The organism is Betaproteobacteria bacterium, from assembly GCA_016709965.1.
Lineage (GTDB): Bacteria > Pseudomonadota > Gammaproteobacteria > Burkholderiales > Rhodocyclaceae > Azonexus > Azonexus amarohabitans.
This window is the reverse complement of sequence record JADJLT010000001.1, coordinates 1,336,572-1,351,935: the sequence shown is the minus strand read 5'-3', so window position 1 is coordinate 1,351,935 and position 15,364 is coordinate 1,336,572. Positions and strand designations below refer to the sequence as shown.

General features: G+C 60.7%; 13 protein-coding genes. 7 read left to right on the top strand and 6 right to left on the bottom strand.

Features of this window, described 5'->3' with window-relative positions:
- The first annotated feature begins 73 nt into the window (after positions 1-73).
- Entirely contained in the window at positions 74-1,255 is a 1,182-nt protein-coding gene (locus IPJ12_06770) for an MFS transporter (protein MBK7646854.1), read from the top strand.
- Here the strand turns inward: IPJ12_06770 and IPJ12_06765 are convergent.
- On the bottom strand, positions 1,233-2,408 hold the full coding sequence (locus IPJ12_06765) for an acyl-CoA dehydrogenase (protein ID MBK7646853.1): 1,176 nt from the start codon (positions 2,406-2,408) through the stop codon (positions 1,233-1,235). The genes IPJ12_06770 and IPJ12_06765 overlap by 23 nt on opposite strands.
- Positions 2,409-2,482: 74 nt before the next feature.
- A complete protein-coding gene (locus IPJ12_06760; GenBank protein ID MBK7646852.1) occupies positions 2,483-3,739 on the bottom strand; it encodes a glutamate-5-semialdehyde dehydrogenase in 1,257 nt (418 codons plus the stop codon).
- A gap of 113 nt (positions 3,740-3,852) precedes the next feature.
- On the opposite strand from IPJ12_06760, the gene IPJ12_06755 reads away from it, so the two are divergent.
- Entirely contained in the window at positions 3,853-4,092 is a 240-nt protein-coding gene (locus IPJ12_06755; protein MBK7646851.1) for a hypothetical protein, read from the top strand.
- On the opposite strand, the gene IPJ12_06750 is transcribed toward IPJ12_06755, so the two are convergent.
- From IPJ12_06750 to IPJ12_06735, 4 genes are all read right to left on the bottom strand, one after another.
- Entirely contained in the window at positions 4,093-5,100 is a 1,008-nt protein-coding gene (locus tag IPJ12_06750; protein MBK7646850.1) for a DNA polymerase III subunit delta, read from the bottom strand.
- Positions 5,100-5,627 (bottom strand): hypothetical protein, encoded by a 528-nt coding sequence (locus IPJ12_06745; GenBank protein ID MBK7646849.1) that lies wholly within the window; start codon positions 5,625-5,627, stop codon positions 5,100-5,102. The genes IPJ12_06750 and IPJ12_06745 overlap by 1 nt, the downstream gene beginning before the upstream one ends.
- An 11-nt stretch (positions 5,628-5,638) precedes the next feature.
- Positions 5,639-8,254 carry a leucine--tRNA ligase gene (locus IPJ12_06740; GenBank protein MBK7646848.1) on the bottom strand — a complete coding sequence of 872 codons (2,616 nt, stop codon included), beginning with the start codon at positions 8,252-8,254 and terminating at the stop codon, positions 5,639-5,641.
- Between the two features lie 382 nt (positions 8,255-8,636).
- Complete coding sequence (locus IPJ12_06735) at positions 8,637-8,987, bottom strand: hypothetical protein (protein ID MBK7646847.1); 351 nt, start codon at positions 8,985-8,987, stop codon at positions 8,637-8,639.
- Between the two features lie 224 nt (positions 8,988-9,211).
- Here IPJ12_06735 and IPJ12_06730 point away from each other — a divergent pair, with 224 nt between their 5' ends.
- The 5 genes from IPJ12_06730 to IPJ12_06710 all read left to right on the top strand — a co-directional run bounded on the left by IPJ12_06730 (position 9,212) and on the right by IPJ12_06710 (position 15,356).
- Positions 9,212-11,356, top strand: a complete 2,145-nt coding sequence (locus IPJ12_06730) for a UvrD-helicase domain-containing protein (GenBank protein MBK7646846.1) — start codon at positions 9,212-9,214, stop codon at positions 11,354-11,356.
- A gap of 71 nt (positions 11,357-11,427) precedes the next feature.
- Positions 11,428-12,303 (top strand): cache domain-containing protein, encoded by an 876-nt coding sequence (locus IPJ12_06725; GenBank protein MBK7646845.1) that lies wholly within the window; start codon positions 11,428-11,430, stop codon positions 12,301-12,303.
- 133 nt (positions 12,304-12,436) lie between these two features.
- Positions 12,437-13,411, top strand: coding sequence for a quinone oxidoreductase (locus IPJ12_06720; protein ID MBK7646844.1), 975 nt, complete (start codon positions 12,437-12,439; stop codon positions 13,409-13,411).
- The gene (locus tag IPJ12_06715; GenBank protein ID MBK7646843.1) at positions 13,408-14,733 is read left to right on the top strand and encodes a TAXI family TRAP transporter solute-binding subunit; all 1,326 of its coding nucleotides are present in this window, start codon (positions 13,408-13,410) and stop codon (positions 14,731-14,733) included. The genes IPJ12_06720 and IPJ12_06715 overlap by 4 nt, the downstream gene beginning before the upstream one ends.
- Complete coding sequence (locus IPJ12_06710; GenBank protein ID MBK7646842.1) at positions 14,730-15,356, top strand: ParA family protein; 627 nt, start codon at positions 14,730-14,732, stop codon at positions 15,354-15,356. The genes IPJ12_06715 and IPJ12_06710 overlap by 4 nt, the downstream gene beginning before the upstream one ends.
- The last annotated feature ends 8 nt before the right edge of the window (positions 15,357-15,364 follow it).

The window sequence follows — 15,364 nt, the reverse complement described above, 5'->3', positions numbered from 1 at the left end:
CGATCCTCTCACTAGGACGCCTAGATTATCATGCGGACGACAGCACGATGAAGCGGGGACGGGAATGGCGCCTATGGGAAATGACGGGAAGGCAAGCGGCGGTCTGCAACTGGCGGTCGTTCAGTTTGTCTTTACCCTGGGCTGGACGGCCTACGCATTGATGCTGCCGAATCTGTTGGCGAAAGCCGGCATTGCGGCGAGCTGGTTGCCGCTCATTCTGATGGTCGATCAGCTCATCTTTGCGGTCATGGATATTGCCTTTGGTGCCATGGCCGACCGCATGCGCGATGTCTTCCATCGTCTGGCCCGCCTGCTGCTCGTGCTGACCACGGTTTCGGCGCTGGCCTTCATGGCCTTGCCGCTGGCCGCCGGGGTGTCTGCGGCGTTGCTGGTGCTTGTCCTGCTGGTCTGGCTGGTGTCGGCCTCGGTGGTCCGTGCGCCAACCCTGGTGCTACTGGCCAAACGGGCCAGAGCGGCGCAGCAGCGGGGGTTAGTGATCTGGTATATGGCCGGGATGGGCTTGGCCATGGCGCTATCGCCATTCCTCGGGCTGTGGCTGCGTAGTGCCGATCCCCGGTGGCCGTTCGCGATCTCGGCATTGGCGCTGCTGATGGCTGTGCTGGTCCTGCTGCGTGTCATGGGCAGGGAACTGCCGGCCGAGGAAGCGGAGGCGCCGCAGCCGGCCCCCTTCAACGCCTGTCTGCCGCTGTTCATTGTGCTGGGCGTGGCAGGTTTCGGCTTTCAGCTGCATGCCTTCGCCAATGCTGCGCCGCTCTATCAACTGCATGCGGCCAAGGAAAGTCTGCCCTGGCTGATGCCCTTGCTGTGGGTTGGTTTCTTTGCCTGCCTGGTGGCGGTTGGCGCGGTGGTGAAGCATTTTGGCGCGCTGCCGGTGGCAGCGGCTGGCATGCTGGTGGTGGCTGTGTGCAGCTATCTGGCAGCGAGCGCCGGTAGCCTGAGCGGACTGATTGTGCTCCAGATGCTCTGCGGCGCCGGTTGGGCCATGGCCTTTGCCGGGCTGATGGAACAGGCTGCCGTGGCCGGAACCCGCGGTGCGGAAGGGCGAGTCATGGGCAGTTTCTTTGCCGTGACCGCCATTTCCAGCTTTGCCCGGATTGCTTTCGTGTCAAACGCACTCGCCGACTGGCAAGGCAGTCAGTTTGTGCTGCCTGCCTTGCTATTGCTCGGCGCCGCAGTGTTTGCTGCGGTCGACGCGAAAAAATGGGCAAAAATCAAAACGCACCAATCCCGGTAATCGCACGCCCGAGGATCAGCGCATGGACGTCATGCGTGCCTTCGTAGGTGGTGACCGATTCCAGATTGACCATGTGGCGAATGACCCCGAATTCGTCAGAAATGCCGTTGCCGCCCAGCATGTCGCGGGCATTGCGGGCGATGTCGAGGGCCTTGCCGGTGCTGTTGCGCTTCATCAGCGAGACCAGTTCCGGCGTCGCGCTGCCATCGTCCATCATGCGGCCGAGGCGCAGCGCACCCTGAATACCGAGGGCAATTTCGGTCTGCATGTCGACCAGCTTTTTCTGGATGAGCTGGGTGGCGGCCAGTGGCCGGCCGAATTGCTGGCGGTCCAGCGTGTATTGCCGCGCCGTGTGCCAGCAGCTTTCGGCTGCGCCAAGCGCGCCCCACGAAATACCGTAGCGGGCAGAGTTCAGGCAGGTAAACGGGCCCTTCAGGCCGCTGACCTTGGGGAGCATGTTTTCGCTCGGCACGAAAACCTCATCCATGACGATGTCGCCGGTAATCGAGGCACGCAGGCTGACCTTGCCCTGAATGACCGGTGCCGACAGCCCGACCATGCCTTTTTCGAGAATGAATCCGCGCAAGGCGCCCTCGTCATCCTTGGCCCAGACGATGAAAATATCGGCAATCGGCGAATTGGTGATCCACGTCTTGCGGCCGGAAATTTGCCAGCCGCCGGGCACGGCGCGGGCGCAAGTGGTGGCGCTGGACGGGTCAGAGCCGGAATCCGGCTCGGTCAGGCCAAAACAGCCGATTAGCTCGCCCTTGCCTAGCTTGGGCAGGTATTTTTGCTTCTGCTCTTCCGTGCCGAATTCATAAATCGGCACCATGGTCAGCGAGGATTGCACACTCAACAGCGTGCGGTAGGCTGAATCAACGTACTCGACTTCGCGGGCAATCAGCCCGTAGGAAACATAATTCAGCCCGGCCCCGCCGTACTGTGGCGGCAGCGTTGCTCCGAGTAGGCCCATCTCACCCATTTCGCGGTAGATGGCCGGGTCGGTCGTTTCATTGCGGAAAGCATCGCGAATGCGTGGCTTCAGTGACTTCTGGGCGAAGTCACGGGCGGCATTGCGCACCTGGCGCTCGTCGGCGGCCAACTGGCTGTCAAGGAGGAAGGGGTCTTCCCAGGTGAATGAAGGTTTGGCCATCTGATTGCTCCGGAAAAAGTTGTCCCCGCTGCTGCGGGGACTCGTGGAATCGAATGAATGCTACGCTTGTGCGGTCAGGCGCGAACGTGCCCGTCGCCCAATACCACCCATTTCTGACTGGTCAGGCCTTCCAGCCCAACTGGGCCGCGGGCGTGGATCTTGTCGGTCGAGATGCCGATTTCGGCGCCAAGGCCGTACTCGAAACCGTCGGCGAAGCGCGTGGAGGCGTTGATCATGACCGAAGCTGAATCGACTTCGCGCAGGAAGCGCATGGCTTTCGGGTGGTTGTCGGTGACGATGGCTTCGGTATGGTGCGACGAGTACTGGTTGATGTGCTCGATGGCTTCATCGATGCCGGAAACGATCTTGACCGAAATGATCGGCGCCAGGAACTCGGTGTAGTAATCCTCTTCCGTCGCCGGCACGGCGTTCGGCACGATGGCGCAGGTTTCGGCGCAGCCACGGATTTCGACGCCCTTGGTGGTCAGCATGTGGGCGATCGGCGGTAGCAGCATAGGGGCAACGGAGCGGTCGACGAGCAGTGACTCGGCGGTGTTGCAAGTGCCATAGCGCTGGGTCTTGGCATTCTCGACGATCTTCAGCGCCTTGTTCGGCTCGGCTTCTTCTTCAAGATAGACGTGGCAGTTGCCGTCCAGGTGCTGGATCATCGGCACCCTCGATTCGGCCAGCAGGCGGGCGATCAGGCCCTTGCCACCGCGTGGCACGATGACGTCGACGAATTCGCGCATGGTGATCAGCTCACCAACCGCGGCACGGTCCGTGGTGTCGATGACCTGCACCGATTCAGCCGGTAGGCCGGCAGCTTCGAGGCCTTCATGGACCAGCGCGGCGATGGCGCGGTTGGAGCGAATGGCTTCCGATCCGCCGCGCAGGATGGCGGCATTGCCGGATTTCAGGCACAGGGCAGCGGCATCCGCAGTCACGTTTGGCCGCGCTTCGTAAATGATGCCGATGACGCCGAGCGGCACGCGCATCTTGCCGACCAGGATGCCGGACGGGCGATGCTTGATGTCGGTCATTTCGCCGATCGGGTCGGGTAGCGTGGCCACTTGCTCGACGCCTTCGGCCATGCTTTCGACACCTTTTGCTGAAAGGGTCAGGCGGTCGAGCATGGCGGTATCCAGCCCGGCGGCACGGGCCGCGGCAAGGTCTTCCTGATTGGCAGCGACCAGTGCGGCACTTTCGCGGCGAATGGCCGCGGCAATGTGCAGTAGGGCGGCGTTCTTTTCAGCCGTGGTGGCGCCGGCTAGGCGGCGTGAGGCGGCGCGGGCCTGACGGCCGACGGTCTGCATGTAGTGCTTGATGTCCATGATGTTCTTTGTGCTGGGCAAAGGAACATTATAGCCAGACAAATAAGTGGGAACTTCTGGAACCGGGTAAACTCTTATCCGCAACGACAACAGGGCTTTCCGTTGGGGACAAGATGGCTGAAAAATTGATATTGCCGACCGAAGTAAAGGTTTGCGCAACGTGTAGTTTCTGGGATGGCGAACGCCAGGTCGATACCGAGATGAAACTCGTGGTGGTTTCCGAGGAATGTGCCGGCGAATGCCTGGTTCAGGAGGAGATCAAGCCGGGTTTGCACGACGTTCGAGCCGAGTGCGGTTGCATCTGGGAGGATCTGGAACCGGATTCTCCTGCCGACACAAAGCCGGCCGTCTAATTATTTCGCGACGGTGAGGCGAAGGCCTAGCCGTAGAAACTCTTCCCAGATATTTCCATGACCGATGCCTTTGGCCAATCGGTCAATTTTCCCGGCGTGCTGCAACGCCGCTTCCAGAGCAGTCGTTGATAGGCGCTGCAGCGCCTTTTTGACCGGGTTGGCGCGCGGCCCCCAGACCTTGGCGTCCTTGAGCAGCATGTCCATTGGTTTACCAGCATCCATGCCGGCGCGAATGATGGTCAGCGCCCGAATCTCTTCGCTCATTGCCCACAATATCAGCGGCGGCGCCTCTCCTTCCTGCATCAGGCCGTCCAGCGTGCGGGCCAATCGGCCGACATCGCCCGAAAGCAGGGCTTCACGCAGGCCATCGATGTCGTAGCGGGCTACATTGAGCACGGCATCGCGAATCTGCGTTATGCTGAGCTGGCCGGTCGGGTAAAGCAGGCCAAGTTTCTGGATTTCCTGGTGGGCGGCAAGCAGGTTGCCCTCGACGCGCTCGGCGATGAACTTCAAGCTGTCGAGGTCGGCACTTTGCTGCTGGCGGCGCAGGCGGCCGGCGATCCAGCCCGGCAGTTCGGCCAGCGGTGGCGCCATCAGCTTGATGGTGACGCCGGCATTGAGCAGCGCGGTGAACCAGACTGCCTTTTCGTCGCGCCAGTCGAGCTCGGGCAGGGTGATCAGCAGCAGGTTGTCCATCGACAGGTTCTGGCACCACTGTTGCAGCGCGGCACCGCCTTCCTTGCCTGGTTTGCCGGTGGGGATGCGCAGGTCGATCAGTTTCTTATCGCCGAACAGCGACAGGTTGCCGCCGGCGGCGAGCAGGGAGCCCCAGTCAAAATGGGGCAGCACGGTGAGCACTTCGCGTTCGCTGTAGCCTTGCTGGCGCGACTTGGCGCGGATGGCGTCGGCTGCTTCGATGACGAGCAGGGGATCATCGCCGTAAACGACGTAAAGCGGGCGCAACTCGCGTTCGAGGTGCGCCGCCAGTTGGTCGCCCTTGAGCAGCATTACTCGGCGTTTTCTTCGGTGTCGGGGTTCTTCGGCTTGATGATGCTCAGCCGGCGCATGATCTGATTGACCAGGTCGCTGTTCATGTCACGCCAGAGCAGGTTTTCTTCCAGATCCTTGGCGAGAATGTTGGAATCGTCGAAGGAGATGTCGCGGCTCAGATTGATCTCGTTTGGCGCTACCAGCACCTGCCCCTGCTGGTTGACGACCCGGAAGGTGTAGTTCAGTTGCAGACGGAATTCCCGCACACGACCCTGTGCGTTGACGCTGAGAATGGTCTTCTGGCGGCTGTCGCCGAGCTGCTGGAAGATGGCTTCGGCCGCCTTGGGGTCGGTCACGATTTCGGTACTGCCGCTGGCATTGATGTAGCGCTGCAACCAGATATTGACGTCGGCAGTGTCCGGCAAGGCGATGTGCATCGTCTTGTAAGGCAGGTTGCTGCTGCCTGCGCCACGCAGATGGAAGCCGCAGCCGGTGAGGGTGGCGGCGAGGATCAGGGCGAGGAACAGGCTGAGCAGCGAGCGCATGACGGTTGTCCTTAGACGACGATATTGACCAGACGGCCGGGCACGACGACGACTTTCTTTGCCGGCTTGCCTTCCATGAACTTGACGGCGCCTTCCGAGGCCAAGGCAGCCGCTTCGATGCTTGCCTTGTCGGCTTCGGCAGAAACGCGGATGGCACCGCGCAGCTTGCCGTTGACCTGCACCATCAACTCGATTTCGTCCTGCTTCAGCGCGGCCGGGTCGGCCTTCGGGAAGGCATGGTTACCGGCATCGAGCCCCGGTTTCAGTTCGGCAAACAGCGCCTGGCCGATATGCGGAACGATGGGGAAAAGCAGCAGGGCGATAGTTTCCAGCGCTTCTTGTGACAGGGCGCGGCCGGTTGCATCGGACAGGTCGCACTTATCGTAGGCGTTGAGCAGTTCCATCACGGCGGCGATGGCGGTGTTGAATTGCTTGCGGCGGCCGTAATCATCGGCCACCTTGCCCATGGTCTGATGCAGCTTGCGACGCAGGTCGGCTTGCGCGGTCGACAGGGAATTTTGCTCGATTTTCGAATCGACGAGGCCGGCCTGCACGTGATCGTAAGTGGTTTTCCACAAACGGCGCAGGAAGCGGTAGGCACCCTCCACGCCGGCATCTGACCATTCCAGCGACTGGTCGGGTGGCGAGGCGAACATGATGAACAGGCGGGCCGTATCGGCGCCGTACTGGTCGATCAGGGCTTGCGGGTCGACGCCATTGTTCTTCGACTTCGACATCTTCTCGGTGCCGCCGATGACTACTGGCTGGCCGTCGGTGCGCAGCGTGGCGCCGGTCGGGCGACCCTTTTCGTCGGTCACGACATCGACGTCGGCCGGGTTGATCCACTGCTTCTTGCCGCCATCGAGATCGCGGTAGAAGGTCGGGGCGACGACCATGCCCTGGGTCAGCAGGTTGGCGAACGGCTCGCCGAGGTCGCCGATCAGGCCGACATCGCGCATCAGCTTGGTGAAGAAGCGCGAGTACAGCAAATGCAGGATGGCGTGTTCGATGCCGCCGATGTACTGGTCGATACCGCCCTTGCACCAGTACTGGACGCGCTCGTCGACCATGGCCGTGGTGTTGTCGGGGCAGGCGTAGCGCAGGAAGTACCAGGACGACTCGAAGAAGGTATCCATGGTGTCGGTTTCGCGCCGGGCGTCGCCGCCGCACTTCGGACACTTGCACTCGTAGAACTCGGGCATCTTGGCGAGCGGCGAACCGGCACCGGTGATCTCGACGTTCTCGGGCAGGACGACCGGCAACTGGTCATCGGGTACCGATACATCGCCGCAGGTCTTGCAGTGAATGATCGGGATTGGGCAGCCCCAATAGCGCTGGCGGGATATGCCCCAGTCGCGCAGGCGGAACTGCACCTTCTTGTCGCCGAGTTCCTTGGCAGCGAGGTCGGCGGCAATGGCGTCGACGGCGGCTTCGTAGCCGAGTCCATCGTATTTGCCGGAGTTGATCAGCTTGCCGCGTTGCTTGTCGGCGTACCACTCGGCCCAGGCTGCGTGGCTGAAGGAGGTTTCGCCATCGACGGCGACGACTTGCTTGATCGGCAAGTTGTATTTCAGGGCAAATGCAAAATCCCGCTCATCGTGGGCCGGCACGGCCATCACGGCGCCGTCGCCGTAGCTCATCAGCACGTAGTTGCCGACCCAGACTTCGACCTGCTCGCCGGTCAGCGGATGCGTGACGAAGATGCCGGTCGGCATGCCCTTCTTTTCCATCGTCGCGATGTCGGCTTCGGCGACGCCGCCCTTCTTGCATTCTTCGATGAAGGCGGCAAGTTCCGGCTTATTGGCGGCGGCGCGCGTGGCCAGCGGGTGTTCTGCAGCGACGGCGACGAAGGTGACGCCCATGATGGTGTCGGCGCGGGTTGTAAAAACCCACAGCTTTTCCGGTTGACCGTCGAGTTCGTAGGGGAAGGCGAAACGCACGCCGGTGCTCTTGCCGATCCAGTTCTTCTGCATCAGGCGGACCTGCTCGGGCCATCCTTGCAGGTTGTCGAGTTCGCTCAGCAGTTCTTCCGCGTAGGCGGTGATCTTCATGTAATACATGGGGATCTCGCGCTTCTCGATCAGCGCGCCGGAGCGCCAGCCGCGGCCATCGATGACCTGTTCGTTGGCGAGTACGGTGTGATCAACCGGGTCCCAGTTCACGGTGCCGAGTTTCTTGTAAACCAGCCCCTTTTCGTAAAGGCGGGTGAACAGCCACTGTTCCCAGCGGTAGTACTCGGGAGTGCAGGTGGCGAATTCGCGTTCCCAATCGATGGCAAAGCCCAGCGACTTGAGTTGCTGGCGCATGTAGTCGATGTTGGAATAGGTCCAGCCGGCCGGCGGCACGTTGTTCTGCAGTGCGGCATTCTCGGCCGGCATGCCGAAGGCGTCCCAGCCCATTGGCTGCAGGACATTGAAGCCTTGCATCTTGTGGAAGCGCGACAGCACATCACCGATGGTGTAGTTGCGCACATGGCCCATGTGCAGCTTGCCCGACGGATACGGGAACATCGACAGGCAATAGTATTTCGGCTTGGTCGTGTCTTCGACGGCGCGCGCAGCGCCGGTCTTGTCCCAGTGTTGCTGGGCGGCGCGCTCGATGTCGGCCGGGGTGTATTTGTCCTGCATGGGCATGTGCTGAGTTCTATCGCTGAAAGTCGGAGATTAACCGCGAATTATACCGGTTGATCCCGACTCCTCGGCGACGAGGGCAAAGCGGGTTGCATGCCTTTGGATTTTTGGCTTTTTTTCCGGTTGACCGCAGGCGTCATTCTGGCGCTCCTGCGGTTCGAAAAGGCGTGGTCCACGCCATGGTGCCATGCCACACGCTGGTTAGTCTGGCCTCTATGGGCCGGTGGCGACTGAAACCGTGACGTGGCGTACTGGGTAATTGCAGGCGGAACGAGATCAGCGTGGCTGATTTCGCAGGCTTGAACTACTCGTGACCGGGAGACGCTGACATGGAGCCTGCACGCTCCACGTCAGCAGGTATTACACTACTGTCGCCCGGTCACGCCGCTTTTTTTTGCGGGTAGATATTTTCCATGGTGTTCTGCCAGTAGCGGTACGCGTTCTGCGTCGCTGCCAGCGAGAGCAAGGACATCCGGGACTGATGACGCCACATCCAGGAAAGCTGGGGTGCGGGGGTCAGGTTGTACGATTGGACTTTGCCAACTTCGTCTTCAACGATGGACAGGAAACGGTCTACCGCCAAGCCCCAGTAGGCAGAGCCTTCGGTTTTGCCGGTCAGGTATTCGGCTTCGCTGACGGCGCGACGCCATAGTTTGAGCGCGAGTTCGTCAGTGATGCCAGCCTTGCGGGCAATCCACGGCAGGATTTTCGGTGCGTTCATGTTATTCATGCTGTTCTCCTTCTCTGTATTCGCTAAGCAGCGGTAGCTACTTATCGGGTAAGACCGCCTTGTGGGCTTAAAGTTTTGTGCACTGCAATATATTTGAGTTCACTATACGTGTGCAGTCGTCGCTTCTCTGTGAAAAAATGCTCACTTTTGTAGTGGGTGTTGTACAAACGCAACCGATTGGTCCGACCAATACACCGGGTTCTCCCGGTTAACCTTGAGCATTCATGTCTGATCTCCTAGCTAATCTGAATACCCCGCAACTTCAAGCAGTTACGCTGCCGCCTGTCCACGCCTTGATCTTGGCGGGGGCGGGAAGCGGCAAGACACGCGTACTGACGACACGTATTGCCTGGCTGATGTCGACCGGCCAGGTCGGGCCGCATGGTGTGCTGGCCGTAACCTTTACCAACAAGGCGGCCAAGGAGATGACGGCGCGACTGTCGTCGCTGGTGCCGATCAACACGCGGGGCATGTGGATCGGGACTTTTCATGGCCTGTGCAACCGCCTGCTGCGGGCGCATTACCGCGAGGCGGGCTTGCCGCAAACCTTCCAGATCCTTGATTCGGCGGACCAATTGGCCATGATCAAGCGTTTGCTGAAGAACCTGAATGTCGACGATGAAAAGTACCCGCCGCGCGAGTTGTGCCAGTTCATCAACGCCCATAAAGAACAGGGGGTACGGGCTGCGCAGGCTGAAGTTTATGACAATTACACGCAAAAACGCGTCGATCTTTATGTCGAGTACGAGAATCAGTGCAACCGCGAAGGGGTTGTGGACTTTGCTGAATTGCTTCTGCGCTGTTACGAATTGTTGCAGCGCAACGAACCTTTGCGAAAACACTATCAGGATCGCTTCCGCTACATACTGGTTGATGAGGTCCAGGACACCAATAAACTGCAATACGCCTGGCTGCAATTGCTCGCCGGGGGTGGCGCCAAGGTCTTTGCCGTCGGCGACGACGATCAGTCGATTTACCGTTTCCGCGGCGCCGAGGTGGGCAACATGCGCGACTTCGAGCGCGAATACGCCGGCGAGAATGTGATCCGGCTGGAGCAGAACTACCGTTCGCACGGCAACATCCTGACCGCCGCCAATGCCATCATCAAAAACAACCGTGAGCGTCTGGGCAAGAATTTGTGGACGGAGGCGGGCGAGGGTGAGCCAATTCGCTGTTTCGAGGGCTATTCCGACCTCGACGAGGCGCGCTTTGTCGTCGAGGAAATCCGCGAACTGGTGCGCGATGGCGTGTCGCCAACGCAGATTGCACTGCTCTACCGCTCCAACGCCCAGTCGCGGGTGCTGGAAAACGAGCTATTCACCAAGAACGTGCCGTACAAGGTCTATGGCGGCCTGCGCTTTTTTGAGCGTCAGGAGGTCAAGCACGCGTTGGCTTACCTGCGTCTGCTCGGCAATCCGGATGACGACACGGCTTTCCTGCGCGTAGTCAATTTCCCGACCCGCGGCATCGGCGCCCGTTCGTTGGAAAACCTCCAGGCCACGGCACATCAGATGAATTCGAGCCTGTACAACGCGGCTGCGTCGCTGACCGGCAAGGCAGGGCAAACGGTGGGTGCGTTCATCCGGCTGATCGAGCAGCTGCGCGTCGAAACCGACGGCCTGCCGCTGCCGGAAATGGTCGAGCACATTATTGAGAAAAGCGGCCTGGCCCAGCATTACCGGACCGACAAGGAAGGTCAGGATCGACTGGAGAACCTGGACGAGCTGATCAATGCCGCCGCCACGTTCATCGACGACGAAGGTGCTATCGGCGAAGGCGGCGCGTTGGTTTCCTTCCTGACGCTCGCCTCGCTGGAGGCTGGTGAGCATCAGGCAGGTGAAGGCCAGGAGGCGGTGCAGTTGATGTCGGTGCATTCGGCCAAGGGCCTGGAGTTCGACGTGGTGTTCATCACCGGGCTGGAGCAGGGGCTGTTTCCGCATGAAAACTCGGTCAATGAAGGCAAGGATGGCGTGGAGGAAGAGCGTCGGCTGATGTATGTGGCCGTGACCCGTGCCCGCCAGCGGCTTTATCTGACTTGTGCGCAGACCCGCATGCTGCATGGTCAGACGCGCTACTGCGTGCCGTCCAGTTTCCTCGACGAGATTCCCGAAAATCTGCTGCTCAAGCTGAACAAGAAGGCTGCGCCAGCGGCCGCATTTCCCGCCTTCGGCTCGTTCGGTGGCGGTTATGCCGAGCCGGCGGCCGCCGGTGGCCTGCGCATCGGGCAAACGGTCGAGCATGCCAAGTTCGGGATTGGCGTCATTGTCGCTACCGAAGGACGGGGCGCCGATGCTCGCCTGCAGATCAATTTCGGCGGCAGCGGCATGAAGTGGCTGGCGCTGGAGTATGCCAAGCTGACACCGGTATAGTTGTCGCTGCGTGAATCCTGAGCATGATGATTTGCGCTCATCGTGGCATTGAGCTGAAAAGGAGTGGCACCATGAAGTCGAGTTCGATGGTCAAAATGCTCTTGCTGGCGGCGTTGTCGCTGTTTTTGCTTGTTGCGCGGGCAGAAGAGCCAGCTGCAACGGCCACCCGTGAGAGCGTGGCGAGCGATGTACAGCGCGCCCGGGCATTGTTGGCGCGGGCCATCATCCGCTATCGGCAACAGGGCGACGAGGCTTTTGCCGCTTTCAATGGCCCAACCGAGTTCGTGGATGGCGAGCTTTATGTCTGGGTGCTGGGTACTGACGGCGTCATGCTGGCCAGCGGCGGATCGTCTTCGGCGCTGATTGGCCGCAAGGTGTCGAACATGCGCGACGCTTTCGGTACGCCGTTCTTCTACGACATGCTCGAAAAGGCCAAGACCAGCGACACCGGCGTCGTTGAATATCGCTGGCTGAACCGCCTGCACCACAAACCGGAACGGAAAATCACGCTGTTTACCAAGATCGGTACACGCCTGCTGGCCGTGGGGTATTACATTCCGCGGGCCTCTGCCGAGCAGGCGTCGGCCATGCTGGAGCGCGCCGTGGGCGCGATGCAGGCCGATTCAGTCAAGGCGCTGGCTGCCTTCAATGATCTCAATGGCGGCTATATCGAAGACGATCTATACGTCTTTGTTGTTGGTATCGATGATGGAAAATTTCGCGCGCACGGTGTCTCGGGGCGTCTGGTCGGTAGCGACGGCTATGCATTGACCGATCCGAACGGCAAACCGGTCATTCGTCAGATGCTTGATGCGCTGAAGGACAAGGATCGCGGCGAACTCGACTACGCCTGGCGCAATCCGGTGACGCGCCAGGTCGAAAGCAAGCACACCTTGTTCCGCAAGGTCGGCAATAACCTGGTCGGCGTTGGCTATTACACCCGCTAGGCGCCTGCACCGCGATTCCCGCGGTCAACCGGAAAAAGCGTGCAAATTCGAAAGCTTTTTGCGGTAGATCGAAGGCCGGCGTGGTGATAATCTCGTCGTCTTACTAAAACAATCAGAGATCGAGGAGATCGCCATGCCCAACGCCATTCGCATCCATCAAACCGGTGGTCCTGAAGTGCTGCGCTGGGAGGCAGTCGACCTGCCGGCACCGGCACCCGGCGAAGCCACGGTGCGCCACCATGCGGTCGGCCTCAATTACATCGATGTCTACCACCGCACCGGCCTTTATCCGCTGACCATGCCATCCGGCATTGGCCTGGAAGGTGCAGGCGTGGTCGAGGCCGTGGGTGCGGGCGTGACCGAGGTCAAGGTTGGCGATCGCGTCGCCTATGCCGGCGGCCCGATCGGTGCCTATGCCGACGTGCGCAATATTCCGGCGCATCGCCTGCTGATTCTGCCCGATGCCATTTCGTTTGAAACCGGCGCGGCGATGATGCTGCAAGGCCTGACCGCCGCCTATCTGTTGCGCAAAACCTATCGGGTGCAAGCGGGCGATGCCGTGCTGATCCAGGCAGCAGCCGGCGGCGTTGGACTGATCGCCTGCCAGTGGGCGCGGGCGCTGGGTGCAACGGTAATCGGTACGGTCGGCTCGCCAGCCAAGGCCGAGCTGGCCATGGCACATGGTTGTCACCATGTGATCAACTACAGCACCGAGAATTTCCCGCAGCGCGTCCGCGACATTACGGGCGGCGAAGGCGTTGCGGTGGTCTACGACGGCGTCGGCAAGGACACCTTTGCCGGTTCGCTCGACTGCCTGCGGCCGTTGGGCATGATGGTGACCTTCGGCAACGCGTCCGGCCCGGTGCCACCGCTCGATTTGATCCAGCTCTCACTGAAGGGCTCGCTGTTTGTGACCCGGCCGACCATCGCGAGTTACACCGCGAAGCGCGAAGATCTCGCGGCACTGGGCACCGAACTGTTCAATGTGGTGGCCTCCGGCCAGGTGCGCATTGAAGTGAACCAGACCTACCCCCTGCAGGATGCCGCCCAGGCCCATCGTGACCTTGAGGCGCGCAAGACCACGGGGTCCACCATCCTGCTGCCATGATGGCTCAAATCAAAGCGGGATTGGTTTCGCTGCGCGAATTGGTCGCCACAGCCTGGTGGATCATTCTGGTCGCCAGTATCGGCTTTGTCGTGGCCTATCAGTTCGTCGAGCCGGCGCCGCCCAAGACGATCGTGATCAGCACCGGCGGCGAAAGTGGTGCCTATTATCATTTTGCCCAGCGCTACGCGACGATTCTCGCCAGAAATGGCGTTACGCTGGAGATCAAGGCATCGGCCGGTTCGCTGGAAAACCTGGCGCGCCTGAAAGACAACGAAGCACAGGTCGGCTTTGTCCAGGGTGGCGTTGTGCCGCCCAACGAAGATCCGGATGTTGAGGACGATTCCGGTCTGTTGTCGCTGGGCAGCATGTTTTACGAGCCGGTCTGGGTGTTTTATCGCGGCGACAAGATACTGACTCGCCTCACCGAGTTGCACGGCAAACGCATCGCCATCGGTCAGGAAGGTTCCGGGGTTCGTCAGTTGGCCAGGCAGCTGCTCGATGCCAACGATATTCCCGAGGACAATCATCTGGTGCCGCTAGCCGGCCTCGGTGCTGCCGAGGAGTTGCAGCAGGGACGAATCGATGCCGCCTTCATCATCGCGGCTGAAACCGCGCCGGTGGTCCAGGTGCTGATTCGCTCGCCTGGCGTCAAGCTGATGAGCTTTGCCCAGGATCGTGCCTATCAGCGCCGCTTTCCGTTTTTGACCAAGCTGACTTTTCCGCGGGGTGTGGTCGATCTGGTCCGCGACTTTCCGCCGGATGACATCAAGGTGCTGGCGCCGACGGCCAATCTGATCATTCGCGACGACCTGCATCCGGCCTTGCGGACCTTGTTGTTGCAGGCGGTCACGGAGGTGCATGGCAAGTCCGGCTTCTTCCAGGATGCCGGCGAGTTCCCGTCTTACAAAGACCAGATGCTGCCGCTGTCGTCTGAGGCGGCGCGTTATTTCAAGTCCGGCGCGCCTTTCCTGCAGCGTTATCTGCCGTTCTGGCTGGCGGTGCTGGTCGATCGCCTGATCGTGCTGCTGGTGCCGATTTTTGCCTTGCTCATTCCTTTGCTCAGGGTGGCGCCGGCGATCTACACTTGGCGCGTTCGGCGCAAGGTATTCCGCTGCTATGGCGAGCTGAAATTCCTGGAGGACGACCTCAATCATCATTTCGACGTTGCCAAGCTGGATGAATACCGTGACCGTCTCGACGCACTTGATGAAGAAGCCAGCCTGTTGCACGTGCCGCTCGGTTTTACTGATCTGGTCTATACCCTGCGCGAGCACGTCAATCTGGTTCGGCAGATTCTCGCCAAGAAAGAATCTCACGCATGAAAGCATTTCTCGTCGCCAATCCCAAGGGCGGCTCGGGCAAAAGTACGCTGGCGACCAATCTGGCCGGCTATTTCGCCAACCAGGGCAAAGAGGTCATGCTCGGTGACATTGATCGCCAGCAATCGTCGCGCGAATGGCTGGGCATGCGCCCCTTTGCGCTGCCCACCATTGATACCTGGGAGGCGGGCGAGGACAAGATTTCGCGGCCACCCAAGGGCACTACGCATGTCGTGCTCGATACGCCAGCCGGCCTGCATGGCAAGTTGCTGGAGCGGGTGCTGAAGCTGTCCACGCGGGTCGTCGTGCCGGTACAGCCGTCGATGTTCGACATGCTGGCAACCCGTCAGTTTCTGGCTGAATTGCTCTCCGAGAAGGCGGTTCGCAAGGGCCGGGCGGATGTGGCGGTGATCGGTATGCGGGTCGATGCGCGAACCCGCGCCGCGGGCGAGCTGGAGCGCTTTTTCGCCGGTTTTGACCTGCCGGTGCTGGCCTATTTGCGCGATACGCAGGTATATGTGCAGGCCACGGCAGCCGGGATGACCATTTTCGATCTGCCGCCATCGCGGGCCGAGCGCGACCTTGAGCAGTGGCAGGCGATTATCAAGTGGGTCGAGGCCGAGTAACCCTTCCT